The organism is Nonomuraea sp. NPDC050478 (assembly GCF_044458265.1).
Lineage (GTDB): Bacteria > Actinomycetota > Actinomycetes > Streptosporangiales > Streptosporangiaceae > Nonomuraea > Nonomuraea ferruginea.
In genome coordinates this window covers 1,223,145-1,249,179 of the sequence record NZ_JBITHT010000002.1, presented here as the reverse complement: position 1 = coordinate 1,249,179, position 26,035 = coordinate 1,223,145, and the positions used below count along the sequence as shown (strand labels likewise).

The 26,035-nt window shown below is 72.0% G+C and carries 25 protein-coding genes; 7 read left to right on the top strand and 18 right to left on the bottom strand.

Annotated elements, in window-relative coordinates; genetic code table 11:
• The first annotated feature begins 103 nt into the window (after nt 1–103).
• Complete coding sequence (locus ACIBF7_RS13825) at nt 104–619, top strand: hypothetical protein (RefSeq protein ID WP_397197204.1); 516 nt, start codon at nt 104–106, stop codon at nt 617–619.
• A 10-nt stretch (nt 620–629) separates the two neighbouring features.
• Here the strand turns inward: ACIBF7_RS13825 and ACIBF7_RS13820 are convergent, their stop codons facing one another.
• Nucleotides 630–2,333: an ABC-F family ATP-binding cassette domain-containing protein gene (locus ACIBF7_RS13820; protein WP_397197259.1), complete on the bottom strand. Its 1,704-nt coding sequence runs from the start codon at nt 2,331–2,333 to the stop codon at nt 630–632.
• Nucleotides 2,334–2,489: 156 nt separating this feature from the next.
• On the opposite strand from ACIBF7_RS13820, the gene ACIBF7_RS13815 reads away from it, so the two are divergent.
• Together ACIBF7_RS13815 and ACIBF7_RS13810 are read left to right on the top strand one after the other, a co-directional pair.
• Entirely contained in the window at nt 2,490–3,287 is a 798-nt protein-coding gene (locus tag ACIBF7_RS13815; RefSeq protein ID WP_271278502.1) for an SDR family oxidoreductase, read from the top strand.
• 138 nt (nt 3,288–3,425) lie between these two features.
• Complete coding sequence (locus ACIBF7_RS13810; protein ID WP_148032851.1) at nt 3,426–4,229, top strand: SDR family NAD(P)-dependent oxidoreductase; 804 nt, start codon at nt 3,426–3,428, stop codon at nt 4,227–4,229.
• A 98-nt stretch (nt 4,230–4,327) separates the two neighbouring features.
• On the opposite strand, the gene ACIBF7_RS13805 is transcribed toward ACIBF7_RS13810, so the two are convergent.
• Nucleotides 4,328–5,434 carry a trypsin-like serine peptidase gene (locus ACIBF7_RS13805; RefSeq protein WP_397197203.1) on the bottom strand — a complete coding sequence of 369 codons (1,107 nt, stop codon included), beginning with the start codon at nt 5,432–5,434 and terminating at the stop codon, nt 4,328–4,330.
• A gap of 191 nt (nt 5,435–5,625) precedes the next feature.
• On the opposite strand from ACIBF7_RS13805, the gene ACIBF7_RS13800 reads away from it, so the two are divergent.
• Nucleotides 5,626–6,450, top strand: a complete 825-nt coding sequence (locus ACIBF7_RS13800) for a hypothetical protein (protein ID WP_397197202.1) — start codon at nt 5,626–5,628, stop codon at nt 6,448–6,450.
• A gap of 67 nt (nt 6,451–6,517) precedes the next feature.
• Here the strand turns inward: ACIBF7_RS13800 and glnA are convergent, their stop codons facing one another.
• Together glnA and ACIBF7_RS13790 are read right to left on the bottom strand one after the other, a co-directional pair.
• A complete protein-coding gene (gene glnA / locus ACIBF7_RS13795; protein WP_148032849.1) occupies nt 6,518–7,942 on the bottom strand; it encodes a type I glutamate--ammonia ligase in 1,425 nt (474 codons plus the stop codon).
• A gap of 85 nt (nt 7,943–8,027) precedes the next feature.
• The gene (locus tag ACIBF7_RS13790) at nt 8,028–8,327 is read right to left on the bottom strand and encodes a hypothetical protein (RefSeq protein ID WP_219544698.1); all 300 of its coding nucleotides are present in this window, start codon (nt 8,325–8,327) and stop codon (nt 8,028–8,030) included.
• An 89-nt stretch (nt 8,328–8,416) separates the two neighbouring features.
• Between ACIBF7_RS13790 and ACIBF7_RS13785 the strand changes: the two genes are divergently transcribed.
• From ACIBF7_RS13785 to ACIBF7_RS13775, 3 genes are read left to right on the top strand one after another with little or no spacing between them, the layout of a single operon-like run.
• Nucleotides 8,417–8,878 (top strand): RDD family protein, encoded by a 462-nt coding sequence (locus ACIBF7_RS13785; protein ID WP_219544697.1) that lies wholly within the window; start codon nt 8,417–8,419, stop codon nt 8,876–8,878.
• Nucleotides 8,879–8,927: 49 nt separating this feature from the next.
• Nucleotides 8,928–9,533: a TetR/AcrR family transcriptional regulator gene (locus ACIBF7_RS13780; RefSeq protein WP_397197201.1), complete on the top strand. Its 606-nt coding sequence runs from the start codon at nt 8,928–8,930 to the stop codon at nt 9,531–9,533.
• Nucleotides 9,530–10,480, top strand: coding sequence for a hypothetical protein (locus ACIBF7_RS13775; RefSeq protein ID WP_397197200.1), 951 nt, complete (start codon nt 9,530–9,532; stop codon nt 10,478–10,480). Before ACIBF7_RS13780 ends, ACIBF7_RS13775 begins: the two co-directional genes overlap by 4 nt.
• Here ACIBF7_RS13775 and ACIBF7_RS13770 read toward each other — a convergent pair.
• The 14 genes from ACIBF7_RS13770 to ACIBF7_RS13705 form a co-directional block, all read right to left on the bottom strand.
• Complete coding sequence (locus ACIBF7_RS13770; RefSeq protein WP_397197199.1) at nt 10,461–11,225, bottom strand: class I SAM-dependent methyltransferase; 765 nt, start codon at nt 11,223–11,225, stop codon at nt 10,461–10,463. The genes ACIBF7_RS13775 and ACIBF7_RS13770 overlap by 20 nt on opposite strands.
• Complete coding sequence (locus ACIBF7_RS13765; RefSeq protein ID WP_271278495.1) at nt 11,225–11,905, bottom strand: DUF4191 domain-containing protein; 681 nt, start codon at nt 11,903–11,905, stop codon at nt 11,225–11,227. The genes ACIBF7_RS13770 and ACIBF7_RS13765 overlap by 1 nt, the downstream gene beginning before the upstream one ends.
• Before the next feature lie 93 nt (nt 11,906–11,998).
• Nucleotides 11,999–14,365: a beta-glucosidase gene (locus ACIBF7_RS13760; protein WP_397197198.1), complete on the bottom strand. Its 2,367-nt coding sequence runs from the start codon at nt 14,363–14,365 to the stop codon at nt 11,999–12,001.
• A gap of 31 nt (nt 14,366–14,396) precedes the next feature.
• A complete protein-coding gene (locus ACIBF7_RS13755) occupies nt 14,397–15,206 on the bottom strand; it encodes an alpha/beta fold hydrolase (RefSeq protein ID WP_397197197.1) in 810 nt (269 codons plus the stop codon).
• A complete protein-coding gene (locus ACIBF7_RS13750; RefSeq protein WP_397197196.1) occupies nt 15,203–15,589 on the bottom strand; it encodes a VOC family protein in 387 nt (128 codons plus the stop codon). Before ACIBF7_RS13750 ends, ACIBF7_RS13755 begins: the two co-directional genes overlap by 4 nt.
• 115 nt (nt 15,590–15,704) lie before the next feature.
• Nucleotides 15,705–16,664, bottom strand: coding sequence for a helix-turn-helix domain-containing protein (locus tag ACIBF7_RS13745; protein ID WP_271278492.1), 960 nt, complete (start codon nt 16,662–16,664; stop codon nt 15,705–15,707).
• A 243-nt stretch (nt 16,665–16,907) separates the two neighbouring features.
• Nucleotides 16,908–17,837 (bottom strand): lipoyl synthase, encoded by a 930-nt coding sequence (gene lipA, locus ACIBF7_RS13740; protein ID WP_219544691.1) that lies wholly within the window; start codon nt 17,835–17,837, stop codon nt 16,908–16,910.
• 49 nt (nt 17,838–17,886) lie between these two features.
• Nucleotides 17,887–18,849, bottom strand: a complete 963-nt coding sequence (locus tag ACIBF7_RS13735; protein WP_397197195.1) for a hypothetical protein — start codon at nt 18,847–18,849, stop codon at nt 17,887–17,889.
• A gap of 75 nt (nt 18,850–18,924) precedes the next feature.
• Nucleotides 18,925–19,617, bottom strand: coding sequence for a lipoyl(octanoyl) transferase LipB (gene lipB / locus ACIBF7_RS13730; protein ID WP_271278489.1), 693 nt, complete (start codon nt 19,615–19,617; stop codon nt 18,925–18,927).
• A 38-nt stretch (nt 19,618–19,655) separates the two neighbouring features.
• The gene (locus ACIBF7_RS13725; RefSeq protein WP_148032838.1) at nt 19,656–20,393 is read right to left on the bottom strand and encodes a peptidase E; all 738 of its coding nucleotides are present in this window, start codon (nt 20,391–20,393) and stop codon (nt 19,656–19,658) included.
• 34 nt (nt 20,394–20,427) lie between these two features.
• A complete protein-coding gene (locus tag ACIBF7_RS13720; RefSeq protein ID WP_271278488.1) occupies nt 20,428–21,321 on the bottom strand; it encodes a TIGR01777 family oxidoreductase in 894 nt (297 codons plus the stop codon).
• Nucleotides 21,322–21,600: 279 nt separating this feature from the next.
• A complete protein-coding gene (sucB, locus tag ACIBF7_RS13715; RefSeq protein ID WP_397197194.1) occupies nt 21,601–23,043 on the bottom strand; it encodes a 2-oxoglutarate dehydrogenase, E2 component, dihydrolipoamide succinyltransferase in 1,443 nt (480 codons plus the stop codon).
• Between the two features lie 37 nt (nt 23,044–23,080).
• Nucleotides 23,081–24,445, bottom strand: a complete 1,365-nt coding sequence (gene lpdA / locus ACIBF7_RS13710) for a dihydrolipoyl dehydrogenase (protein WP_397197193.1) — start codon at nt 24,443–24,445, stop codon at nt 23,081–23,083.
• Between the two features lie 42 nt (nt 24,446–24,487).
• Nucleotides 24,488–25,966, bottom strand: a complete 1,479-nt coding sequence (locus tag ACIBF7_RS13705; RefSeq protein WP_261808688.1) for a leucyl aminopeptidase — start codon at nt 25,964–25,966, stop codon at nt 24,488–24,490.
• Nucleotides 25,967–26,035: the final 69 nt, after the last annotated feature.

Sequence of the window (26,035 nt, the reverse complement as noted above, 5' to 3'; positions counted from 1 at the left end):
CTGGGGGCCGGGCGCGCTCCTCGCCGCCGCTGTCGGGGGCTACCTGCGTTTCTCGATGTACGGCAGACCCGCGCCGTGACCGCCCCGCGTTATCGTTTCCGGCGTGACGGACGGGACGCTCACGTACAGGGATCAGATCTTCATCAACTTCAGCGCGTTCCCCTTCGAGGACCACGCGTTCCGCTGGATCGACGTCAAGCGGTTCGGCCTGTCCCGCCGGGACGTCGCCGGCGACCGTCTCCTGGCTGACCTGGTCGGGCATGAGCAGTACCGGGACGACTACGCCGGGGGAGGAGCCGAGGCCGCGGGGCTCCGGCACGGCCCCTACTGGCTGCGGAACCTGAGCCCGGCCGCGTACGAGCAGGTCGACGGGGCGGCCGCGCACGCCGTTCTGCGCGGCTGGGCGGACCAGTTCGGGCCGCTTCCGGCGGCTCTGTCCGCCCGGCTGGAGGACGAGGTCCACCCGCTGCTCGCGGACGCCACCGAGCGGTACCGGCTGAAGGACCTCGGCCGTGGGGCGTTCCACGACTGGGGCGGGGTCCAGATCGACTTCCACGAGCTGGTCCTCGTCGATCGGACCGCCGGGACCTTGTCACTCCTGGTCGCCGCCGACGACTGACATCCGGGCGTCATGACGGCACGCCGTCGGCGAGTTCCAGACGGGAGCCGGTGAACCCGGCCCGCAGGCGCCGATCGTGCGTCACGACCACCAGCGCGCCGGGGAACGATTCCAGCGCCTCCTCCATCTGCTCCACCAGCATCGGCGACAGGTGGTTGGTCGGCTCGTCGAGCAGCAGCAGGTCCACGGGCTCGCTCACCAGCCGCGCCAGCTCGACCCTGCGCCGCTGCCCATACGACAGCTCTCCCAGACGCAGCCCCAGGTCGGCCGGCCCGAACAGCCCCAGAGCCAGCAGCGCGTCCGCGTGCTCATCCAGACTCCCGGCCCGCCCGTGCGCATAGGCCCGCAACACGGTCCATTCGGCCCTCACCAGCACATCCCTGGTCCGCCGCGTGTCACCGTCGTCCGGAATGTGCTCGCGGAAGGACCCGAACCGTTCTGTCCGCCGTGCGTCTGTGTCCGGGTCGTCCTGGCGGAAGAGTCCGGCGCGGCCGTTTCGTCGTACCTCGCCCGCGTCGGGCAGCAGTTCGCCGGCGAGCACGTGCATCAGCGTGGTCTTGCCGGCCCCGTTCGGGCCGGTGACGAGCAGGCGCTCGCCGGCCCTGATGGTCAGGGAGTCGAGCTGGAGCCGTCCCGCCACCACCACGCCGTCGAGCGCGGCCACCTCCGCACCCTGGCGGGCACCCGCGGCGGCGAGGGTGGGGGTGAAGCGCAGCGGTTCGGGCGGCGGCGGCGCCGGGTGGTCGGTGAGCCGGCGCAGCCGCTGCTGGGACTGGCGGATGCGCCGGGAGGCCCCGTGGGTACGCGAGCGCGCACGCCACGTCCCGGTGCCCATGCCCGCCTTGGGCGTCTTGCGCGGGATCACGGCCAACCGGCCCGCGTTGGCCGCCACCAGACCGGCATGCCGGTCCAGCTCCGTCTTCCACTCCTCGTGGGCCCGCGCCTGCGCGGCGCGTTCGGCGGCCTTGGCCGCGAGGTATCCGGCGTACCCGTCGCCGTAGCGGCGCACCTGCCCGCCGGAGACCTCCAGGATGGCGGTGGTCACCCGCTCCAGGAACACCCGGTCGTGCGTGATCGCCACGACCGTGCCCCGATGGGCGCGCAGGCGCTGTTCGAGCCAGGACACGGCCCGGTCGTCCAGGTCGTTGGTCGGCTCGTCGAGCAGCAGCAGCTCGGGGTCGGACGCCAGCGTGGCGGCCAGAGCCAGCCTGGCGCGTTCGCCGCCGGACAGCGTGCCCAGCGGGCGGCTCCGGTCCAGCCCGGGCAGCCCGAGTTCGTGCAGCGCGACATCCACCCGGACGTCGGCTTCGTAGCCGCCCCTGGCCTCGAACTCCGCCACCAGCTCCGCGTACACGTCCAGATCCGGAGAGGACTCCTCCCCGAGCGACCGCTCGGCCGCCCGCATGCGGGCTTCGAGCTCCCGAAGGTCGGCCAGCGCCAGGTCGACGGCTTCCGCGACGGTCACGTGCGGCGGCAGCGCGAGCGTCTGCGGCAGGTATCCGACGCCGCCGGGCGCGACGACCACCAGCTCACCGTTGGTCGGCTGTTCCTCGTCCGCCATGAGCCTGAGCAGCGTGGACTTGCCCGACCCGTTGTCGCCGATCACCCCGATCCGCTCGCCGGGCTTGACGGCGAACGACACGCGGTCCAGGACGACGCGGGTGTCGTAACGCTTCGTGATCTCGGCCAGTGACAGTTGGGCAGCGGTACGTATGAGGCCCACCTCCTCGCTTCCAGTGAGACGAGACGATCCGTCTCATGAGAGAGTAGCGTCACGTCCTTCAAGACGCAACGTCTCGTCTCAGGTCTATCCGAGGAGAAGGCGGCGGCGTAAGATCAACACCGATTCCCCACCCTCCAGGGAGCGGCCATGCGGAAGGCAGTCGTCACCGGCAGCACCAAAGGGCTCGGGTTCGCTCTCGCCCGCGAACTGCTCCGGCGCGGGCACTCCGTGGTCGTGTCGGGCCGTACCAGGGCGGCGGTGGACGAGGCCGTGGCGCGACTGCGCCCGGAGGCGGCGGAAAGCGCGGCCGTGCACGGGTGCGCCGTCGACATGACCGACCCCGAGCAGGTCGAGAAGCTGTGGGCCACCGCGGTGGACGCCCTCGGCGGCGTGGACCTGTGGATCAACAACGCCGGGGTCGCCAACACCACCCGCCCCATCGTCGAGACCGCGCCCGGCGACGTCCGCGCGATGGTCACCACGAACATGCTCGGCACCGTCTACGGCTCCCAGGTCGCGGTACGCGGCATGCTCGCTCAGGGCGGCGGCCAGGTGTTCAACATCCTCGGCGGCGGCAGCGACGGCCGGATCCGTCCCGGCATGGGCGTCTACTCGGCCACCAAGCGCGGCCTCGACTCCTTCACCCGGGCGCTGGCCAAGGAGGTCGCGGGCACCGGCGTACGGGTCGGGCAGGTCAGCCCCGGCATGCTCATCACGGAGGGCTGGCTGCGCGAGGCCGCCGCCGCCCCCGAGCAGGTGGCCAAGCAGCGCAAGCTCCTCAACATCCTCTGCGACCACGTCGACGAGGTCGCGCCGTACCTGGTCGGCAGGATGCTGGCCGGCACGGGGAACGGCGATGTCATCGCCTGGCTCACCACCGGCCGGATGGCCCGCAAGTTCCTCACCGGCCGCAAGCGGGACGTGCTCGGCCGTTACGGCCTCTGAGCGGGGGGATTCCGGTTCCGAAGCCCGCCGGAGACACCGGTCCGAACGTCGCCAGCCCGCGTCGGGGCCCGCGCCTAGCGTGTTCCGCGATGGAAACCCTCCGCTCGTCCGGAGGGCCCCTACGGCGAAGGAGCACCTATGGATCTGCAGTTTTCCGGCCGCGTCGCGATCGTCACCGGCGCGTCCAAGGGCATCGGCCTGGCCGTGACCCGCACCCTGCTCGGCGAGGGGGCCAGTGTCGTGGCAGTCTCCCGCAAGACCAGCCCCGAGCTGGCGGAACTGGGCGGCGACCTGCTCCACGTGCCGGTCGACCTGATGGACCCCGAAGCGCCCGGCCAGGCCGTGGCGCGGGCCGTGGAGGAGTTCGGCGGGCTCGACATCCTGGTCAACAACGCCGGTGGCCCGCCGCCCGGGGTTGCCCTGCCGCGCTTCTCCTTCATGGCCCCCGCCGACGAGGACTGGCGGGCCATGTTCGAGTTCAACCTGTTCGCGGTGGTGCGCTTCGTCCGGGCCGCCATCCCGCCGATGCTGGCGCGCGGCGGCGGCTCGATCGTCAACGTCTCGTCGGGCTCCGCACGGCTCCCCGCCCCGATGAACGTCGACTACAGCGCGGCCAAGGCGGCACTGAACAACGTGACCAAGGCGCTGTCGGAGGAGTACGCCCCCCAGGGCATCCGCGTCAACACCGTCTCTCCTGGACCGGTGCGCACGGCGTGGTGGACCGAGGAGGGCGGCGCGGCCGACATCATCGCCGGACAGGCGGGCGCCGACCGCGACTCCGTGCTGGACCGGCTGGCGCCGGAGATGATGAACCTGTCGATCCCGAGGCTGGTCGACCCCCAGGAGGTCGCCGACGCGATCGCCCTGCTGGCCTCGCCCCGCTCGGCCGCCACGACCGGCGCGGACCTCGCGGTGGACGCGGGCTTCCTCAAGCAGGTCTGACAGGGTCCGGCAGCACGACGCGGCCGGACGACGCGGAAGGCCATCGATCGCGCCCTCGATGGCCTTCCGAATGCCGTGGACCTGGCCGTCAGGGTCCGTTACGCGGGCAGGACCGAGCCGGTCCACACAGCGCCGGCGGCGGAGTAGACGCCGGCCAGTTCGCCGTCGAAGTAGGGAGAGAAGCTCGTGTCGTAACGCAGGCTGCCATCGGTGTCGGCGACGCTGATGGTGATGCCGTTGAGGTACCCCATGCGGCTGGCCTTGTCATAACGCAACAGCCAGGAGGAGCCGAGAGCCCCTTCACCGGTGAACCGGGAATCCACGGCCATGAGTTCCTCCGCCTTCAAGCTGGGAACCCTTACGGCGCTTGTGTCACCCCTCGACGATTCGATGGTTTCACCCGTGTACGGCCGGGTGCCGTCGGGATGAGGGCCGGCGGGATAGCCGAAGACGTCGACCGGGGAGCCCAGCGGCTGGCTCCAGGCCAGCCCCTGTCCGCCGACGTTGTCGACCAGCCTTCCGAAGTTGGTCAACCCGCCTGAGGCAGAGGAGACGACGCCGCCGTAGACGTTGACGAAAGCGTAGTCGCGGTCGTAGTCGTCGTAGGTGGTGAAGTCGTAATGGCCGGAAACCTGCTTTCCGACGTAGAGACCCCATGGAGTCGTGCCACCGGAGTAGCCGGGAACGAAGACCCACTTGTCGAGGGTGGCGTAGGAACGCTGGGTGTCGTACACGCAGTGCGCTGCGGTGGCCACGAGGTTGCGGTACTGCGACTGCACGGCGGTGCCGGTGCACCAGTGCGGCTGACCGTCGGCGCCGACGAAGAACACCTTGCCCGAGGTGCCGGGCGCCTTGGCCTTCGCCGGATCGGAGGTGGACGGGGGCGTCGGCGGGACAGTGCCGGGCTTGGTGTCCGCGGGGATGCCGCCGATGGGAAGGACGTTGTCGACGGCGGTCTGGACGCTGTACGGAGTGGCGCTCATCAGATGGGCGCCGCCGTCGCCGAGCCAGAACGTCGCGATCTCAGCAGCGGTCGCTTGGGAAGAGGCCAGAGGATCGGTCACCACGCTGGAGGCCCCGGCCGGTGCGGTCACCAGACCGGAGACCAGCAGGCCGACAGTTAATAGACTCAGTGTTCGCTTCATCTCGCATCTCCAGATCTGCGGGCCGGACAGATGGCGAAAATTCGAACAAGTGATCGCCACTGATCGCAGACGCTACCTGTCGGCCTCGTAAGGATCAACGATTTTCGCGCGGCGCCATCAACCACTGTCAGACGAGGAGTCACCGACCTGCGGGCTCCGCCGGAATCCGTCCGTGACAGCGTTGAGATCTTCGATCGCGACGATCTCCCACAGCCTCCGTTCCGGACGGCACGGAATCGAGCGGGGAGTGCATGAGCATGGGTCGCCGGACGATCGGGCTGGTTCTCGTGCTGACAGCATCGATCACGGTCATCGGCCCGCACGCCGGAGCCGTCACCCGTCCAGATCCGGTCGCGGCGCTGAAGCGGCAGCTCGACGGTCATGGCGGGGTGCGGGCGAGTTCGGTCTACCGAATTGTCTGGGGTCCGAAGAAGGACCACGTCACCCGCCGATCGCGGGCCGTCTACAGGTTCGGTGGCGGTGGAATCGTGGCCCTCGATCTCCGCCATTCGAAGCCCTCAGCCGACGGTGCCTCCCGGGCCGTCGTCTTCCCGGCTCGTTCCTACGGCTGGTACCCCGACCGCCCTGCCTACCTGCCGGAGGGCAAGTCCTGGATTCTGGACACCGAGAGGAACGAGCTGTACCTGGAATGCGGGAAGATCAGGCTGAGCGATCCCGCCACTCTCCGGCACGTGCTGTCCACCACGACGGCCAAGCGGCCCGCCGGCGTCTACGACGGCACCCGCACCACCCTCTACGAGGGCAGCACCACCATCGGCAAGCTGTACAAGCTGAATCCGCGTCTATGGGTGGGCGACTTCGAGAAGCCCACAGGACGCTACGCGAGCTACACCAAGTTGCCCGTGAAGTGGCGGCTGTGGCTTGGTCCGGATCAGCTCGTACGCAGGTGCCAGACGCGGTATGACGAGCCCGAATACCCCTGGAACGTCAAAGACCGCAGCCTCACGACCGCCGATGTGCGGTTCTCCGGCTGGGGCGACGCGATCCACATCGAGCCGCCCCCCGCCGAAGAGGTGGCTACGCGCGATGAGCTGGTCTTTCCCGACCACGACTGAACGCGGCGATGGCGGGAACCAAACGGAAACCGCGTGGTGAGCGTGCAGCTCACCGCGCGGTAACCGATCACACGTCGTAGTAGAGCTCGAACTCGTGCGGGTGCGGGCGCAGCCGGATCGGGTCGACCTCGTTCTCGCGCTTGTAGGAGATCCACGTCTCGATCAGGTCGGGCGTGAAGACGCCGCCTTCGAGCAGGTAGTCGTGGTCCTCCTCCAGGGCGTTGAGCACGTCGGTGAGGGAGCCGGGCACCTGCGGGACCGAGCGGGCCTCCTCCGGCGGGAGCTCGTACAGGTCCTTGTCGACGGGCTCCGGCGGCTCGATCTTGTTGCGGATGCCGTCGAGCCCCGCCATCAGCATGGCGGCGAAGGCGAAGTACGGGTTGCAGGACGGGTCGGGCACGCGGAACTCGATGCGCTTGGCCTTCGGGTTGGAGCCCGTGATCGGGATCCGGACGCAGGCCGAGCGGTTGCGCTGCGAGTAGACCAGGTTGACCGGCGCCTCGTAGCCCGGCACCAGCCGGTGGTAGGAGTTGACCGTCGGGTTGGTGAAGGCCAGCAGCGACGGGGCGTGCTTGAGCAGGCCGCCGATGTAGTAACGGGCTGTGTCGGACAGGCCCGCGTAGCCGACCTCGTCGTAGAAGAGCGGCGAGCCGTCCTTCCACAGCGACTGGTGGCAGTGCATGCCGGAGCCGTTGTCACCGAAGATCGGCTTGGGCATGAACGTGACGGTGTGACCGTACTCCATGGCCGTGCTCTTGATGATGTACTTGTAGAGCATCAGGTTGTCGGCCGTCTTGAGCAGCGTGCCGAACTTGAAGTCGATCTCCGCCTGACCGGCGGTGCCCACCTCGTGGTGCTGCATCTCGACGTCGATGCCGCACTCGATGAGGTTGCGGACCATCTCCGAGCGCAGGTCGGTGAAGTGGTCCATCGGCGGCACCGGGAAGTAGCCGCCCTTGTAGCGCGGCTTGTAGCCCAGGTTGCCGCCCTCGGTGGCCTTGCCGGTGTTCCAGGCGCCCTCGATGGAGTCGATGTAGTAGTAGCCCGCGTTGGACTTCGTCTCGAAGCGGACGTCGTCGAAGATGTAGAACTCGGCCTCGGGCCCGAAGAAGACGGTGTCGGCGATGCCGGTGCCCTTGAGGTACTCCTCGGCCTTGCGGGCGACGTTGCGCGGGTCGCGGCTGTAGGCCTCGCCGGTCAGCGGGTCGTGCACGAAGAAGTTGATGTTGAGCGTCTTGTGCTGGCGGAACGGGTCGACCACGGCGGACGACGGGTCCGGCAGGAGCAGCATGTCGGACTCGTGGATCGCCTGGAAACCGCGGATCGACGAGCCGTCGAACATGAGGCCGTCAGAGAAGACGTTCGCGCCGAAGTTCTCGACCGGGAAGGTGAAGTGGTGAGTCGTCCCCGGCAGGTCGGTGAACCTGACATCGACGAACTGCACCCCTTCGTCCCTGATGAACTTCAGGACGTCGTCGGCGGAGTTGAACACTCTCGAACCTCCCTGGGGACGGGCTATCACCCGTGAAGGTACGGCGCGGCCGTTTCCGCATGGTGTCTCGATTGTTTCGCATGTGTTACGCGGCGTTCACGTCCCCAGAAGGGCCCGGAACGTGGGCGCGCAGGACCGGTGACGGCGACTCCGCGGCCGGCTCGGGGGCGGGGGAGAGCAGGTCGGGGCGGACGGCGACGATCAGGAGGGCCGCCACGACCACCGCCAGCACGGCCGCGAACGCGTACCAGACCCGTCCCACGCGCCGGCGCCGGCGCGGGCGGGCGCCCTTGCTCGCCGCGGCGCTCAGCCTGCGCCGCTCCTCCTCGCTGAACTGCGCGACCAGTTCGTGGAAGCGCGCGTCCAAGTCGTCCCCGTACGGCATGGCCTCCATCATGCGCCGGACCACCCGCGTCACGGAAGCGCGGACGGGTCACGATCCCGACCGCCCCCACCGGCGGATACCTTTGACACATGAGCAGCAACGAGCCGCGGTGGACGCAGACCTGGCTGGGCGGGCTCCGGTCCGCCGGGGTCGATCTCGGTTATCCGGGGCAGCGCCTCGGGCTGCCGGAGGAGGGCAGCGGGTCCGTCTCCGGCTGGGGGCGCAGGATCGCCGCCCTGGTCATCGACTGGATGATCTGCACGTGGGCGATCACGCAGTTGCTGCTCGGGATCAGCACGGCAGAGCAGCCGTGGGTGCCCGCGATCGTGTTCGCCGTGCAGTACGTCGTGCTGGTCGGGTTCCTCGGGCAGACGTTCGGCCACCGGCTGGCCGGCATCCGGGTGGCGGCGATGGACGGCGGCGACCCCCGCCTGTTCCCGGTGCTGGTGCGCACGGTGCTGCTCGTGCTGGCCCTGCCGGCGCTGATCTTCGACCGCGACCACCGCGGCCTGCACGACCGCGTGTCGAACACCGTGGTCGTCCGCATGTGAAAACCGTACCGGGTTTACTTTTGTACTGAGTACGGTTTACGCTGCCGTCATGATGATGGCGGGTTTGCGCGAGCGCAAGAAGGAAGAGACCCGGCGGCGCATCGCGGGCGTCGCGCTGGAGCTGTTCGCGGAGCGCGGGTACGACGCGGTGACGGTCAGCGAGATCGCCGAGGCGGCCGGGGTCGCCAAGGTCACCCTGTTCAACTACTTCCCCAGCAAGGACTGCCTGGCTCTCGACGGCATCCACGACGACCTCGCCTCGATCGTGGCCCGGCGGCCGCCCGGCCAGACGCCCCTGGACGCGCTGCGCGCCCACTACGCCGCGCTGGCCGCCGACGGTCCCCGCGACGTCGGCCGGATGCTCGCCCAGGTCAGGGTCATCGCGTCCACGCCGGTGCTCATGGCGGGCGTCTACCAGGCGCACATGGGGCAGCGTCACGAGCTGGCCGCCGCGCTGCGGGACACGGCCGGCTCGGAGACGGCCGCGCAGCTCATGGCCGCCCAGATCACCGCCGTCATCACCACGGTCGAGGAGTCGTTCTTCCAGCGGCTGGCGTCCGGGACGCCGCTGGAGGAGGCGGGCCGGATGCTCGCCTCCGACGTGGAGCTCGCCTTCGACCAACTCCAAGACGGTATTGGTAAGGACAAATCATGAAAAAGGGCATCAACTATGACACCGGCTTCCTGCCCGAGCCCGACCGCAGCCGCAAGGCCTTCGACCGGGACACCGTCCGGCGCGACCTCCAGGTGATCGCCCGCGAGCTGAGCTGCCGGGCCGTCCGCGTCTCCGGCGGCGACCCCGCCCGCCTCGCCGTCGCCGCCGAGGAGGCCGCAGCCGCCGGGCTGGAGGTCTGGTACGCGCCGTTCCCGGTCGACCTCACCCCCGAGGAGACCCTGCCGATGCTGGCGGAGTGCGCCACGAAGGCGGAGGAGCTGCGCGCGGGCGGCGCCGAGGTGGTGCTGGTGGCGGGCTGCGAGGCCAGCGCCTTCCTGTCCGGGTTCATGCCGGGGGAGACGTACGGCGAGCGCCTGGGATCACTCACCGAGGCGTCCCCCGAATGGTGGAGCAGGGAGATCCCGGCGATCACCGAACGCCTGGACTCCTACCTGGCCGAGGTCGCGGCCACGGTCCGGCCGCTGTTCGGCGGCAGGATCACCTACGCCTCCGCGCCCTGGGAGTTCGTCGACTGGACCCCGTTCGACGTCGTCGGCCTCGACGCCTACCGCGCCGCCTACAACGCCGAGACCTTCCGCGACGAGCTGCGCGCCCGCTCCGGGCAGGGCAAGCCGGTGGCCGTGACCGAGTTCGGCACCTGCGCCTACCGCGGCGCCGGCGAGCGGGGCGGCTCGGCCTACCTGGTGCCCGAAGGCGCGGTGCCCGACGAGGACGAGCAGGTCCGCTATCTCCACGAGCTGCTCGACGTCTTCGAGCAGGAGGGCGTCGAGACCGCCCTGTGGTTCACCTTCGCCGGTTTCACCAGGATCGGCCGGGACGATCAGGCCGACCTCGGCTCGTACGGCGTCGTCAGGATGCTCGACGAGACGCGCTGGGAGCCGAAGGCGGCCTTCCACGCCATGGCCGCTAGATACGCGCGCAGCTGAAGATGGCGGTGCCGGGCAGGTGGCGGCCGCGCAACGGGCTCCAGCCGCCCCACACCCGGTCGTGCCCCTCGGGCCACTCGGGCTCCAGCAGCCCGGTGATGGCGAGCCCGGAGGCGGCCAGCAGGCCCACCCAGTCGCCCATGGTGCGGTGGTGCTCGGCGTAGGTGAGGGTGCCGTGCTCGTCGCGTTCCTCGTACGGGCTGCGGTCGAAGTAGGAGCGGTCGGAGGTCAGCCCGCGCGGGCCCGGGTCGTCGGGGAACGCCCACCGGATCGGGTGGCTGACCGAGAACACGAACAGGCCGCCCGGCCGCAGCACCCGGCGCACCTCGCGCAGGACCGCCGCCGGGTCGGCCACGAACGGCAGCGCGCCGTACGCCGAGCAGGCCACGTCGAAGCTCTCCGCGGCGAACGGCAGCGACTCGGCGTCGGCCTGGACCGCCGGCACCCGCACGCCGGTCTCCTCGTCGATGCGGCGCGAGTGGAGCAACTGGCCGCGCGACAGGTCGAAGGCGGCCACCCGCGCACCCCGCGTCACCAGCCAGCGGGCGCACTGCGCGGCGCCGCAGCCGATCTCCAGCACGTCGCGCCCGGACACCTCGCCGAGCAGCCGGGCGTCGGCCTCGTCGACGCCCTCAGGGCACCACACGAAGCCGGCGTCGCGGAGGAACGCGCCGTGCTCCGCCTGGTAGTCGTCGGCGTTGCCGTCCCACCAGCCGCGGTTGGCCCGCGACGACAGGGACGGCACTAGCGCATCTTGGGGCCGCGCGGCATGCGGGCGCCCTTGGGCATCGGACCCTTGGGCATCGGCATGTTCTTCGGCAGGGACCGCAGACGGTCCTTCACCTCGTTGACCGAGGGCTTCTTCAGGTTGCGCGGCAGCTTCATGATGTGGCGCTGCAGCTTGGCCAGCGGGACCTGGCCCTCGCCGTCACCGCACTGGATGTCGTAGATCTCCACGCCCAGCACCGCGCGGGCGATGCGCTTCTTCTCCGCCGCGAGCATGCGGGCCGTGCGGTTGCCCGGCCCCTCGGACACCAGGATGACGCCCGGATAGCCCACCACCATGTGGACCAGGTCCTGGTCGCGGTTGACGGCGATGGCCGGGGTTACCTGCCAGTTGCCGCGCATGCCCTGCAGCACGGCGGCGGCGGCGCCGGTCTGGCCGTGCAGCAGCGAATACTGCGCCCGCTGCGCGAGCTGCCCGAACACCACCAGGCCGACGGTGAACGCCAGCAGGATGCCCAGGAAGATCGAATACCACAGATAGTCCGTGACCAGACCGATCACGACCACCACAGCCAGCGTGCCGACCGCCGAGAGGAAGACGATCGGCATCCCCTTGGGATTGGACTGCTTGATGATCTGCGCGATCATGCGGAGCTGCTTGATGCGCCCCGGCTTCTCTGGGTCCTTGGACTTCGCCATGGAAGGAAGGATACAAACGAACCGGACAGGACGGAGAACGCGGCCGCCAGGCAGCCTCGCCGCGACCGCGATCTTTTTGCCGAATCCTGACTCTCAGACCTTGACCGTCGCCGACAGCCTCCGGTCGGCGTAGTGGCGGGCGGCCTCCAGCAGGTACTCCCCGGACGCGACCCGCCACCCCCGCCCGTCCCAGACCTCGAACGTACGGTCCGGCACGTCCACGACGGCGCTCACGCTCTGCCCCGGCTCGGCCTCCACCACCGCGAACCCGGCCAGCCACCGGGCCGGACGCTCCGGATCGGGCGTGACCGGCGCGGCGTAGACCTGCACGACCTCCCGGCCGCGCCGCCCGCCGGTGTTGGTCACGCGCACGGTCACCGACCCGCTCCCGCCGGAGATCGAGTCGTACGACCAGGTGGTGTAACCGAGCCCGTGCCCGAACCAGAACGCCGGCGCGCGCCCGCTCCGCTCCCACGCCCGATACCCGATGAACAGCCCTTCGTCGTAGACCATGACACCGCGGTCCGGAGTCACGTTCACCACCGGCGCGTCGGCCAGCCGGGCGGGCCAGGTCGTCGGCAGCCGCCCGCCCGGCTCGGCGTCGCCGAACAGCACGTCCGCCAGCGCCGCCCCCGCCTCCTGCCCCGGGAACCAGGTGAGCAGCACCGCCGCCACCGAGTCCAGCCACGGCATCTCCACCGGCGAGCCCGCGTTCACCACCACGACGGTGCGCGGGTTGGCGGTGGCGACCGCGGCGATCAGCTCGTCCTGGCGGCCCGGCAGCACCAGGTCCCCGCGGTCGAAGCCCTCGCTCTCCACCTCCGGCGTGGTGGCGGCCACCACCACGGCCACGTCGCTGCCGGCCGCCACCCGCACCGCCTCGGCGAACAGCTCGTCCTCGCCGGGCGACGGCTCGGCGTGGCCGAGCACGCACACGATGAACACCATCCCCCGGAACCCGGCCGTCCGGTGCAGGACCTCCAGCTCGTACGTGACGCCCGCGTCCAGGTCGGCGGTCACCCGCCGCTCCGGCGGGGACAGCAGCGCGGCCGGGTCGTCACCGCCGGGGGTCAGCGTCTCGTCGAGCAGCACCCGGCCGTCCACCGACAGCGTGTACGCGCCCGCGCCGGCCACCGACAGCTCGTGCCGCCCTCCGGTCTCCGGCGTGTACGCGGCGCGCAGCCGGACCGCCGCGAGCCGGTCGGCGTCCACTCCGGGCGGGGTCTCGCCGATCCAGCGCCCCTCGGCCGCCGGCAGCGGATGCTCGGCCAGGACCCGGCCGCCGGCGTCCAGGAAGGCCGCGGTGGCCGGGACCGCCAGCGGGGACAGGCGGACGCGCGGATCGGTGCCCCGCGCGTACCGGACCTCGACGCCGTCACGCCCGCGCAGGCCGTCCAGCGGGGAGACGAAGCGGGCGGGGAACACCTGGGCGCTGCCGCCGCCCATCACCCTGGCCTCCCTGGCCGCCGACCCGATCAGCGCCACGGACCGCACGCCGGACAGCGGAAGCAGCGGCCCGTCGTTCTTCAGGAGGGTGAAGCTCCGCGCGGCCACCTCACGCGCCAGCGCCACCCCGTCGATGACCTCACCGGCCGCGGCGGGCGGCGGCCCGCTCAGCGCGCCCGTGCGCTCGGCCAGGCGGAGCACGCGGCGCACCCGGTCGTCGATCAGCGACTCCGGCACCCGCCCCGCGCGCACCGCCTCCTCCAGCTTGTCGCCCCACGGCCCGAGCGGGCCCGGCATGGCCACGTCGGTGCCGCCCAGCGCGGCGGCCTCGGTGGTGCGCACCGCCGTCCAGTCGGACACCACGAGACCGTCGAAGCCCCACTCGCCCTTCAGCACCCCGTGCACCAGATCGGCGTGCTCGCTCATCGTGACGCCGCCGACCGCGTTGTAGGCCGTCATGACACCCCACGCGCCGGCCTGGACGACCCGCTCGAACGGCCGCAGGTACAGCTCGCGCAGCGCCCGCGCGGACACCTCGACGCTGACCGTGAACCGCTCGGTCTCGGAGTCGTTGGCCACGAAGTGCTTGGGGGTGGTCGCCACCCCGCCCTCCTGCACGCCTTCCACGTACGCGGCCGCCACCTCGCCCGTCAGGTGCGGATCCTCGGAGAAGCACTCGAAGTGCCGCCCGCCCAGCGGCGACCTGTGCAGGTTGACGGTCGGCGCGAGCAGCACGTGCACGCCCTTGCGCCGGGCCTCCTGGGCGAGCAGCCGCCCCACCCGCCGGATCAGCCCCACGTCCCAGGTGGCGGCCATGGCGGTGGGGCTCGGCAGCGCGATCGACGGGCTGGCCGCGCTCCACCGTTCGCCGCGCACGCCGATCGGCCCGTCGCTCATCACCAGGCGGTCCAGGCCGATCTCCGGCACCGGGTGCAGCGCCCACATGGAGGCGCCGGTCACCATCCTGACCTTGGTACGCAGGTCCAGCCCGCTGATCACGTCGTCGAAGTCCACGATCACAGTGTCGGCGACCCGGCGGCCGGGGTCACGCCACCACGAAGAACTCCAGCAGCTCGGGCAGCAGGGCCTCCGGGGCCACGGCGTGCGCCTGCCCCTCCAGCACCCGGTGGACGGCGCCGGGAACGCGCCCCGCCACGGCCCGCGCGGCCGCCGCCATCCACGCCGGGCCGGCGTCGCCGTTCATGACCAGCGCCGGCTGCGTGACCTCGGCGAGCCGGGCGGCCGGCAGCGCGTTGCCCGGCCCCATGACGGCCGCCTCGTACGCCAGCGTGTGCGCGACGGCCTCCACCTCCGCCCAGGACGGGTCGGCCCGCATCAGCGCCACGGCCTCCCGCGGCACCTCGGCCGCCGCCACCATGAACAGCTCGACCGCGTCCCCCCGCCGCCCCTCCCGGACCAGGGCGTCGAGCCGGGCGGCGAAGTCGTGCGGCAGCACGGGGGCGTCGGCGGTCACGTGGTAGGGCGGCTCCCACACCGCCAGCTTGGTGACCTCCGGCAGCCGGGCCGCCGCCTCCAGCGCCAGCGCGCCGCCCGACGACCCGCCGAACACCATCGCCCGCCCGCCCGCCGCCCCGACGACCGCGGCCAGATCCTCGATCTCGCGCTCCACCGCGTACGGGGAGGTGTCGCCGCTGCCTCCCCGCCCGCGCCGGTCGTAGTCGTACACGGTGAACCACGGCGCCAGCCCCGCCGCCACGCCCGCCAGCGTGGGGTGGCCCCTGCCGGTGAACGCGCCGTGCACCAGGACCACGGCCGGTCCCGAGCCGTGGCGGTCGTAGGCGATGGCGGTCCCGTCGGCCGAGACCGCCGTGCCCGTCAGCGTCACGGTGCTCATCCGGCCGGCTGCGCCAGGCAGAGCGCCTCCCAGTGGTGGCCGTCGAGGTCGGCGAAGGCCCGCTGGTAGCGGAAGTCGTCCTGCCGGGGCGGGCCCAGCGGGGTGGCGCCGGCGGCGACGGCCTTCTCGGTCAGCTCGTCCACCTGGGCCGGGTTCTCCAGGCCGATGACCAGGATCGCCTCGGTCGTCTTGGCCGGGTCGGCGAGCTCCCTGGCCGCGTAGCCGGCGAACACCGGCTCGGTCAGCAGCATGACCTGCGCGCCGTCGTTGATCATCACGGACGCCATGTCGTCGGCCATGCCGAAGAAGGCGAAACCGAGCGCGGTGAAGAACTCCTTCGAGCGGTCGAGATTCTTGACCGCCAGGTTCACGAAGAGCTGCATGACCGGACTCCATCCTCGTCAGGGGGTTCCCGCGTTCTCGCGGGCATGGGACCAGTCTGCGGATCGCGGCGGCCCCGGTCTTGGACCTGCGCGCCACCCCCTTGACGATGCGCGCCTACCGCAGGCTCGCCCGCCGGTACTCGGCCGGCGGCACCCCGTACGCGCGCTTGAACAGACGGCTGAAGTGGGCCGGGTCGGGCAGCCCGCAGCGGGCCGCCACCGCGCTGACCGGCACGCCCGCCAGCGCCGGATCGGCCAGGTCGCGGCGGCAGCGCTCCAGCCGCCGATGGCGGATCCAGCCCGCCACCGTCGTGTCGCGGGCCTCGAACACCCGGTGCAGCGAGCGCGGCGACACGTGACAGGCGGCGGCCACGGCGGCCGGGTCCAGGCCGGGATCGCCCAGATGGCGTTCGATGAAGGCGTGCACCCGCGCCGTCAGCGCCTCCTGCCGGGCCCGCTCCGGCACCTCGTCCAGCCGGTCCACGCGCTCGGCCACGGCGGTGGCCACCAGATCCATCACCACCGTGGACAGCCGCGCGGCGCTGGCCGGCCGGTAGGTCTCCAGGTCGAGCGCCACCCGGCGCAGCAGCGGCGCGGCCAGCGCGGCGGTGCCCTCGCCGGCCGGGATCGGCACGGCGGTGATCGAGGTGGCCGCGCCGGCGGGCAGCGACAGCAGCTCGCGCGGGAAGCTGAACACCGCCAGCCGCACCGCCGCGTCGTAGGCCAGCTCGTAGGGCCGGGTGAAGTCGTAGAGGGCGAACCCGCCCGGGGCCAGCCGGACCGAGCGGCCGTCCTGCGACAGGATCGGGCTGCCCGACACGGCCAGCACCAGCCGGTAGAGCTCGGGGCTGTCACGCCGGATCAGGCCCGCCGTGCGGTGCACGCTGTGGGGCGTGGAGGTCTCCACCTTGCCGACGCCGATCGGGCCGAGCTGCCCGGCCTCGATCTGCCCCCGCAGCGGGGTGCCGCGGGCGATGTGGAAGTCGAGCGGGCCGAGCGTGTCGCAGACCACGCTGCGCCAGGCGTCGAGCCGCTGCCCCGGCGGCACGTCCCCGGTCCGGATCAGAATGGCCACGTTTCGCCCCCTTCCGACGCTCACGGTAGCGCGGCGACCGGATCGGGGAAACGCGAAAGCCCCGGGACCCCGCCCGGGGCTTCCGACGCCACGTGGCCACCGCGAACGACGCCGCGATCACGCCGCGAACGACGCCGCGATCACACCGCGAACGACGCCGCGGACGACGCCGCGGACGACGCCGCGACCACGCCACGAAGACGGCGCTGTGACGCCGCGAACACGCCGCGCTGGGCGGCGCGGTCAGGCCGTCTGGCGGGCGGTGATCGCCTGCTGGTAGAGCTTGCCCGCGCGGTACGACGAGCGGACCAGCGGGCCGGACAGGACGCCGGCGAAGCCGATCTCCTCGGCCTCCCGCTGCAGCTCCACGAACTCCTCCGGCTTGACCCAGCGCTCCACCGGGTGGTGGCGCGGGGTCGGCCGGAGATACTGCGTGATGGTGAGCAGGTCGGTGCCGGCGGAGTGGAGGTCGCGCATCGCCTCCAGCACCTCCTCGCGGGTCTCGCCCAGGCCGAGGATGAGGTTGGACTTGGTCACCAGCCCGGCCTCGCGGGCCGTCGTGATCACCTTCAGCGAGCGGTCGTAGCGGAACGCGGGCCGGATCCGCTTGAAGATGCGCGGCACGGTCTCGACGTTGTGCGCGAACACCTCCGGCTTGCTGGAGAAGACCTCCTCCAGCTGGCCGCGGTCGCCGTTGAAGTCGGGCACGAGCAGCTCGACGCCGCAGCCGGGCAGCAGCGCGTGGATCTGCCGCGCGGTCTCGGCGTAGAGCCAGGCCCCGCCGTCGGGCAGGTCGTCGCGGGCCACGCCGGTCACGGTGGCGTAGCGCAGGCCCATCTGCTGGACGGACTCGGCCACCCGGCGCGGCTCGTCGCGGTCGTACTCCTTGGGCTTGCCGGTGTCGATCTGGCAGAAGTCGCAGCGGCGGGTGCACTGGTCGCCGCCGATGAGGAACGTCGCCTCGCGGTCTTCCCAGCACTCGTAGATGTTGGGGCAGCCCGCCTCTTCACAGACCGTGTGCAGGCCCTCGCGGCGCACGAGCGATTTCAGCTCGGTGTATTCGGGGCCCGTCTTCAGCTTGGTCTTGATCCACGGGGGCTTGCGCTCGATAGGGGTCTCGGCGTTGCGCACCTCCAGGCGGAGGAGCTTTCGGCCTTCAGGAGCAACGGTCACCCTGCCAGCTTACGTCTCCCGCCCGCATGGCCCTCGCCAGGGGCGTGGATCAGGCGATGAGCCCGAAACCGCGCACCGCGCGGGTGTAGTGGGCGAGTAACTCCTCGTCGATGCGCCCGGACTCCACCTCGCCCAGCAGCGGGGAACGCGCGGGCCCCGGCCGGTCGGCGCGGGCCAGCGCGTCGCGCCTGATCGCTGGCACGGTCTCGCCGCGCAGCGCGGCCGCCTGCATCGGCGCGAGGTAGCCGCCGGCGGCGATCAGCTCCTCCAGGTCCGCCACCTCCTCGGGTGTGACCGCCTTCGCGGCCAGCGCCAGCCTGCGCTCGCGCGCCCGCCCGTCGCCCGAACGGGCCAGCCGGGTGAGCGCGTACTCCACCAGCAGCACCGGGGCGCCAAGCACCCGGCCGATCACCCGGCCGATCCACCCGGCCACCTCGTAGCTCGTGTCCGGCGTGTGGAGCGCGCCGAGCGTACCGGTGAACTTGTCGCGGGCCTCCTCGCGCGCCGTCAGCGGCGCGGAGCCCAGCAGCGCCTGCCGCCACTCGCCCAGCGTCGACAGCGCGCCGCCCACCACCAGGTCGTCGCCGGTCGCCTCGCCCGCGTATGCGGTCGCCAGCAGGGTCACGCGCTGCCGCGGGCTCAGCGCCAGCCACACCGGCAGCCCCACCAGGAGCACCGGCGTGCGCCTGAGCCCCACTCTCCGGTAAGACGTCTCGGTCTCGAGATCCCTGACCGCCACCAGCTCCGGCGGCCTGACCCCCATCCGGGACGCGACCCGCCCGGCCGTCGCGTACAGCTCGGCGGCGTCCTCCCGGCCGAGCACCTCGGCGTCGGCGGGCACGCGCGCCAGGCGCGGACGCAGCAGCCACCCGATGCCGATCAGCAGCCCGCCGATCAGCCAGCCGAAGACGAACTCGGCGTTGACCACGATCGTGCGCGCGCCCAGCACGATGAAGGCGAGCGTCAGCGCGTGCACCAGAAGGGCGATGAGAAAGGCGGCGGCGCGTTTCACGCCCTGATCATAGGCACCGCCGCCCCGGCCGGGTAAGGGCCCGAGGGTTGATCCGCGGGGTCAGACCAGGGGAGGTCAGCGGCGCAGGAGATCCTCCTCGTGGAGGTCGTACGGCTCGCGGCCGAGGGCCTCCGCCAGGCGCTTCTCCGCGATCGGCATGACCTCCTCGGCCACGATGCGCCGGCCCGTCTCCGCCGACAGCGTCGAGACGCCCACGTCGGGCAGGCCGCACGGCACGATCCGGTTGAACCACCGGGGGTCGTTCGCGCAGTTGAGCGCGAACCCGTGCATCGACACCCCGCGCGAGACCCGGATGCCCACCGCGCCGAGCTGCCGGTCGGGCAGGCCCAGACTGGCGTCGCCGGCGGCCCACACCCCGGGACGCCCCTTGACCCGCCTGGCGGTGACGCCGAAGTCGGCGCACACCTGGATCATCGTCTCCTCCAGCCGGCACACGTAGTCGACCACGTCCGAGACCGCGACGATCGGATAGGCGACGAGCTGGCCGGGGCCGTGCCAGGTCACCCGGCCGCCCCGGTCGACGTCGATGACCGGCGTGCCGTCGGCCGGACGCTCGTGCGCGGCGGCCCGCTTGCCGGCGGTGTAGACCGGCGCGTGCTCAAGGATCAGCAGCGTGTCGCCGAGCTCTCCGGCGGCCCGCTTGCCGTGCACCCAGCGCTGCAGCGACCAGGCCTGCTCGTAGGGGACGTCGACGCCTAGACGGACGATGGCGAGGCTGTGGGGATCGACCCCGTTGATGGGGCGCATGGGTCCATTGTGCCGTTCCCTCACCCTTGTAGGGTAATTCAGGATGTCAGCAGCCGAGGTTCGATCCTGAACTCCTTCACCCCGCCGGCGCCGTCATGCTCGACGCGGTACGCGTGACCCTCGGGCCGGCAGCTGACCGCCTGGATGAACTCGGTGCCGGCGTAGTGGAGCGCCACGCCCTCGTCGGCGGCGTAGCCGTCGGGCAGCTCGCCGCTCGCCACCGACTCATGCAGCAGCGGCCGCCGCTGCGGCTCGGAGTCGTAGTGGACGCCGCACGAGTAGGGCAGCAGGGCCAGCCCGTCGGACCACGCCCGCAGCTCGGGGCCGAAGGAGTCGGTGTTGCCGCCGACGTGCCAGCACAGCGCGCCCGCGCTCTGCCCCGACAGCACCACCCCGGCCCGCCACGCCTCCGCGAACGCCTCGTCGAGCCCGTGCAGCCGCCACAGCGCCATCAGGTTGGCCACGCTGCCGCCGCTGACGTAGATCATGTCCTGTTCGAGCATCCAGGCGGCCGGGTCCTCGACGTTCGGCATCGGGAACACGGTCAGGTGGCTGACCTCGACGTCCCATCCGGTGAACGCGCCGTACATCTTCAGCAGCCAGGCGGCGTCGTCGCCGGTCGCGGTGGCGAGCAGGCCCAGCTTGGGACGGTCCTGACCGGTCAGGTCGAGGCCGTAGCGCAGCAGCGGGCTCGCCTCCATGAAACCGTAGCGGCCGGTCGGGCGGAACGAGCCGCCCCCGATCGCGAGGATGTGCGACTGGCCTGACCTGGTCATACGGAGTCTCCCGGAGCGAAGGTGGAACAGCTCACTACAGTACGGCGCGGAGCGCGTCGGCGAGGTCGCTATGGGTGAACTCGTACCCGCTGTCCAGCAGTTTCCCCGGCCGCAGGCGATGGCTCGGCAGCAGCCCCGCCTTGGCGAACTCGCCGAGCCCCAGCGACAGCGCGAACCCCGGCACCGGCATCGGCATCGTCGGCCTGCGCAGGACCTGGCCGAGCGTCCGGGTGAAGACGGCGTTGGTGACGGGCGTGGGGGAGCCCATGTTGACCGGGCCCGCCACCTCGGGCGTCGCCAGGATGTGACGCACCGCGCCCACCCAGTCGGGCTCGCTGATCCACGACCAGTACTGCTTGCCCGAGCCGAGCGGCGCGCCGAGACCGGCCTTGAAGACGGGCAGCATCCTGACGAGCGCGCCGCCGCGCCCGCTCAGCGCCAGCCCGGTCCGCAGCCGCGCCACCCGCACCCCGAACTCCTCGGCGGCGGCCGCCTCCGCCTCCCACCGCTCGCACAGCTCCGGCAGGAACCCGCTGCCGCCAGGCGCGCCCTCGTCGACCACCCGGTCGCCGGTGTCGCCGTAGAAGTCGACCCCCGACGCCGAGACCAGCACGCCCGGAGGCCGCCGCGCCTCTCTCATCGCCCGCACCAGCAGCCTCGTGCTGTCGACACGGCTGCGCACCAGCTCCCGCTTGTACGCGGCGGTCCAGCGCCGCTCGGCGATCGGCGCCCCGGCCAGGTGCACCACCGCGCTCGCGCCGTCCAGGACGGCCGGGTCCAGCACCCCCTCAGCGGGCCGCCAAAGGGCCTCGTCGCCGCTCCTGGGCTCGCGTCGCACCAGAGTGACCACCCGCTCGCCCGCGCCCCGCAGCGCGGCGACCAGCGGCACGCCCAGCAACCCCGATGCCCCCGTCACGATGATCGCCATACGACCACCCTACGACGCCGCCTTCCCGCCGGCCGTCACCTCCCGCGCGATTCCCGACGACCCCATAACCGCGCCCGCCGCACTCACTGACCCGTGACCGTGCTCGCCGTGCTCACGGATCGACGGTCCGAGAGCGTCCGGCAGCCGCGCCGAAGCGGTCCCCGGGGCACCTGCCGTCGGAGCTTTGTCCTGCGGTTGGTGCCGGGTGCCCGAAGTTCGTTCGGGAACGCGCGAAGGGGCCGGGCGCGACGGTGCGCGCCCGGCCCCTTCAGGTCCTCGTCAGGCGAGGCCGAGCTGGGCCTCGAAGCGGCCCTCCTCCAGGCGGCGCTTGATCGTCGTCAGGAAGCGGGCGGCGTCGGCGCCGTCGACCAGGCGGTGGTCGTAGGTGAGCGCCAGGTAGACCATCGACCGGACCGCGATGACCTCACCCTCGGGCGTGTCGACCACGACGGGCCGCTTGACCACGGCGCCGGTGCCGAGCATGCCGACCTGCGGCTGGTTCAGGATCGGCGTGTCGAACAGGGCGCCGCGGCTGCCGGTGTTGGTCAGCGTGAACGTGCCGCCGGTGATCTCGTCGGGGGTCACCTTGTTGGCGCGGGTCCGCTCGGCCAGGTCGGCCGTCTTGCGGGCGAGCCCGGCGAGGTTGAGGTCGCCGGCGTTCTTGATGACCGCCGCGATCAGGCCGCGCTCGGTGTCGACCGCGATGGCGAGGTGCTCGACGTCGAAGTACGTGACCTCCATGGTCTCGTTGTTGATCGTCGCGTTGAGCTTCGGGTGCTGCTTGAGCGCCTCGATCGCGGCCATCTCGAAGAACGGCATGAACGACAGCTTGACGCCCTCGCGGCGGAAGAACTCGTCCTTGGCCCGCGCCCGCAGCTGCGCCACCTTGGTGACGTCGACCTCCACGACCGTGGTGAGCTGGGCGGCCGTCTGGAGCGACTCCACCAGGCGCTTGGACATCGTCTGGCGCAGCCGCGTCATCTTCTCGGTGCGGCCGCGCAGCGTGTCGTCGACCTCCACCTGCTCGGGCGCGGCGGCCGGGGCCTGAGCCGCCGGGGCGGCGGCCTGCGGCGCGGCGGCCGGAGCGGCGGCCGGGGCCTGCGCGGCGGCGGGGGCGGGGGCCTGCTCACGCTGCTGCTTGGCGGCCTCGAGCACGTCCTGCTTGCGGATGCGGCCGCCGACCCCGGTGCCGGTGACGGAGTCGAGGTCCACGCCGTGCTCGTTGGCCAGCTTGCGCACCAGCGGCGTCACGTACGGGCTCTCGCCCGAGGTGGGCAGCGGCGCGGGCGCCTGCGCCGCGGGCTGGGCCGCGGGCTGCGGAGCCGGCCGGGGCGCGGGCTGCGGGGCCGGCTGCGGTGCGGGGGCGGCCGGGGCGGGCTGCGGGATCGACGAGGCGGGCGCGGGCTGCGGCTCCGGCTCGGGCTCCGGCTCAGGCTCGGGAGCGGGGGCCGCCTCCTCGGCCGGGGCGGGGGCGCCGGCCTGGCCGGTCTCGTCGATGACGGCCAGCTCGGCGCCGACCTCCACCGTCTCGTCCTCCGCCACGACGATCTTCTGGAGCACACCGCCGGCGGGCGACGGGATCTCGGTGTCGACCTTGTCCGTCGACACTTCGAGGAGCGGCTCGTCGGCCTCGACGCGCTCGCCCTCCTTCTTCAGCCAACGGGTGACGGTGCCCTCGGTGACGCTCTCGCCGAGCTGGGGCATCTGTACGGAGACCGGCATCGTTATCTTCTCTCGCGTTCTGATCTCGAGGGCTTGACTAGTTGTGTACGTGCAGCGGCTTGCCGGCCAATGCCAGCATGGCCTCCCCGACCGCTTCGGACTGCGTCGGGTGTGCGTGGATGAGCTGGGCGACCTCCGCGGGCAGCGCCTCCCAGTTGTAGATGAGCTGCCCCTCGGTGATGAGCTCGCCGATGCGGCGGCCCACCATGTGGACGCCGACGACCGGCCCGTCCTTGCGGGCGAGCACCTTGACCGCGCCCGCCGTGCCGAGGATCTGGCTCTTGGGGTTGCCCGCCAGGTCGTAGACCTGCTCGACGATCTCCATCCCGCGCTCCGCCGCCTGCGCGGACGTGATGCCGACCGAGGCGACCTCGGGGTCGGAGTAGGTGATCCGCGGCACCCCGGCGTAGTCGATGGGCGCCGGGCCGAGCCCGGCGATGTGCTCGGCGACCATGATGCCCTCGGCGAACCCGGCGTGGGCCAGCTGAGGGGTCGCGATCAGGTCGCCGACGGCGTAGACGCCGGGCGCGGAGGTGCGGCAGTGCTCGTCGACGGTGACGGTGCCGCGCTCGACGGCCACGCCGGCCTCCTCGAAGCCCAGGCCCTCCGTGACCGCGCCGCGGCCCACCGCCACGAGCAGGATCTCGGCGTCGAGGGTCTTGCCGCCGGCCAGCGTGACGAGCACGCCGGTCTCGGTGGTCTTGGCGGCGTCGAAGCGCACGCCGAGCTCGTACTTGATGCCGCGCCGCCGGAAGGCGCGCTCCAGCAGCTTGGAGCTGGACTCCTCCTCGGCGGGCAGCAGACGGGGGAGGACCTCGACGATGGTCACCTCGGCGCCGAACGAGCGGTAGACGCTGGCCAGCTCGACGCCGATGACGCCCCCGCCCAGCACCACCACCGAGGACGGCACCCGGTCCATCCTGAGCGAGTGGTCGCTGGTGATGACGCGCTCGCCGTCGATCTCGAGGCCGGGCAGCGACCTGGGCGCGGAGCCGGTCGCCAGCACGAGGTGGCTCCCCTCGTACACCTCGGAGCCCACCTGGACGCGGCGCCCGCCCGCGAGCCGGCCCTCGCCCTCGACCAGAGTGACGCCGGCGGCCTTGAGCAGCCCCTGCACGCCCTTCCAGGCACGGGTGACGATCTTGTCCTTGAACGCGTGGACGCCGGGGACGTCGATGCCGTCGAAGCGAGCCTTCACGCCGAACGACTCGCTCTCCCTGGTCTCGTCGGCCACCTCGGCGACGTGCAGCAGGGCCTTGGTGGGGATGCAGCCCCGGTGGAGGCAGGTGCCGCCGATCTTGTCCTTCTCGATCAGCGCGACGGACATGCCCAGCTCGGCCGCCCGCAACGCGCAGGCGTAACCGCCGCTGCCGCCACCTAGGACGACGATGTCGTAGGCCACAGGAAGGCTCCTTGTCGGGGTGGTCTTGTCGCCTTCATCTTTTCATTTGTTCGCCGTGCTCGCGTGCCGCTCGGCCAGTCCGATGAGCGTGCGCGTGACGGCGCCGGTGCCGCCCTTGGGGACGTAGCCGTACGGCTCGCCCTTGTTGAAGGCGGGACCGGCCATGTCGATGTGGGCCCAGCGCACGCCGTCGGGCACGAACTCCTTCAGGAAGATGCCGGCGGCGAGCATGCTGCCCCAGCGCTCCGGCTGGAGGTTGGCGATGTCGGCGATCGGGGAGTCGAGGCCCTTGCGCAGCTCCTCGGGCAGCGGCATCGGCCAGGCGCCCTCGCCGGCGGCGCCGGCCGCCTCGACGACCAGGTCGCGCAGCTCGTCGTCGTTGCCCATGATGCCGGCGGTGCGCCAGCCGAGCGCGACGATCTGGGCGCCGGTCAGCGTCGCCACGTCGATGATCGCGTCGGGGTTGTCCTCGGCGGCGCGGGCGATGCCGTCCATGAGGACCAGGCGGCCCTCGGCGTCGGTGTCGAGCACCTCGACGGTCTTGCCGCTGTAGCTGTGGATGACGTCGGAGGGGCGCTGCGCGGTGCCGCTGGGGAGGTTCTCCGCCAGGCACAGGTAGCCGATCGCGTTGACCCGCAGGCCGAGCCTCGCGATGCCGACGAGCGCGCCGAACACCGCGCCCGCGCCGCCCATGTCTGACTTCATCCAGTCCATGGACGCGGACGGCTTGAGCGACAGGCCGCCGGAGTCGAACGTGATGCCCTTGCCGACGAAGGCCAGGGTCTTGTCGGCCTCGGGGTGCGTGTAGGACAGGCGGACCAGCCGCGGCGGGTTGGCCGAGCCCTGGCCGACGCCGATGAGGCCGCCGTAGCCGCCGTCCTTGAGCTGCTTGTCGTCGAGCACCTCGACGGACAGGCCCGCCTCGCCGCCGGTCTGCTCGGCGATCTCGGCGAACTTGGCCGGCCACAGGTCGGACGGCGGGGTGTTGACCAGGTCGCGCACCAGCGCGACGGACTCGGCCAGGACGGCGGCGCGTGCGGCGACCTCGCCGGGCGCGCCGGACAGCACGGTCAGCTCGGCGACGGGGTCCTTCTGGCCCTCGCCGGTGCGGTAGCGCGAGAACGCGTAGGCCCCCAGCAGCCCGCCCAGCGCCACGGCCTCGGCCTCGTCGGCCGACTCGGCCGGCAGGACCAGCGCGGCGCGCGCGGTGCCGGCCAGCGAGCGCACGGCGGCGCCGGCGGCGCGGCGCAGCCCTTCGAGGTCCGCCGACTCGCCCAGGCCGACCGCGACCAGCAGCGGCGCGGCGACGGAGCCGAAGGCCGGCAGCTTGGCGATCTCGCCGGGCTTGCCGGCGAACCCCAGGGAGGACAGCGTGGCGGCCAGCTTGCCGCCGAAGGCCGCTTCGAGGGGATCGGCGCCCGTCGCGGGGCGGGGACCTTCGGGGCCGGACCGGAAACCGACGATCAGCGCGTCGGTGTCGAAGGATACGGGATCTGCTGAGTTCAGCCGCACAGTGGTCACGTAAACCGACTCTATCGAGGGTTTCTGAGTACTAACAAACAGGGGTTCATCCCATGAATCGTGAGTCGC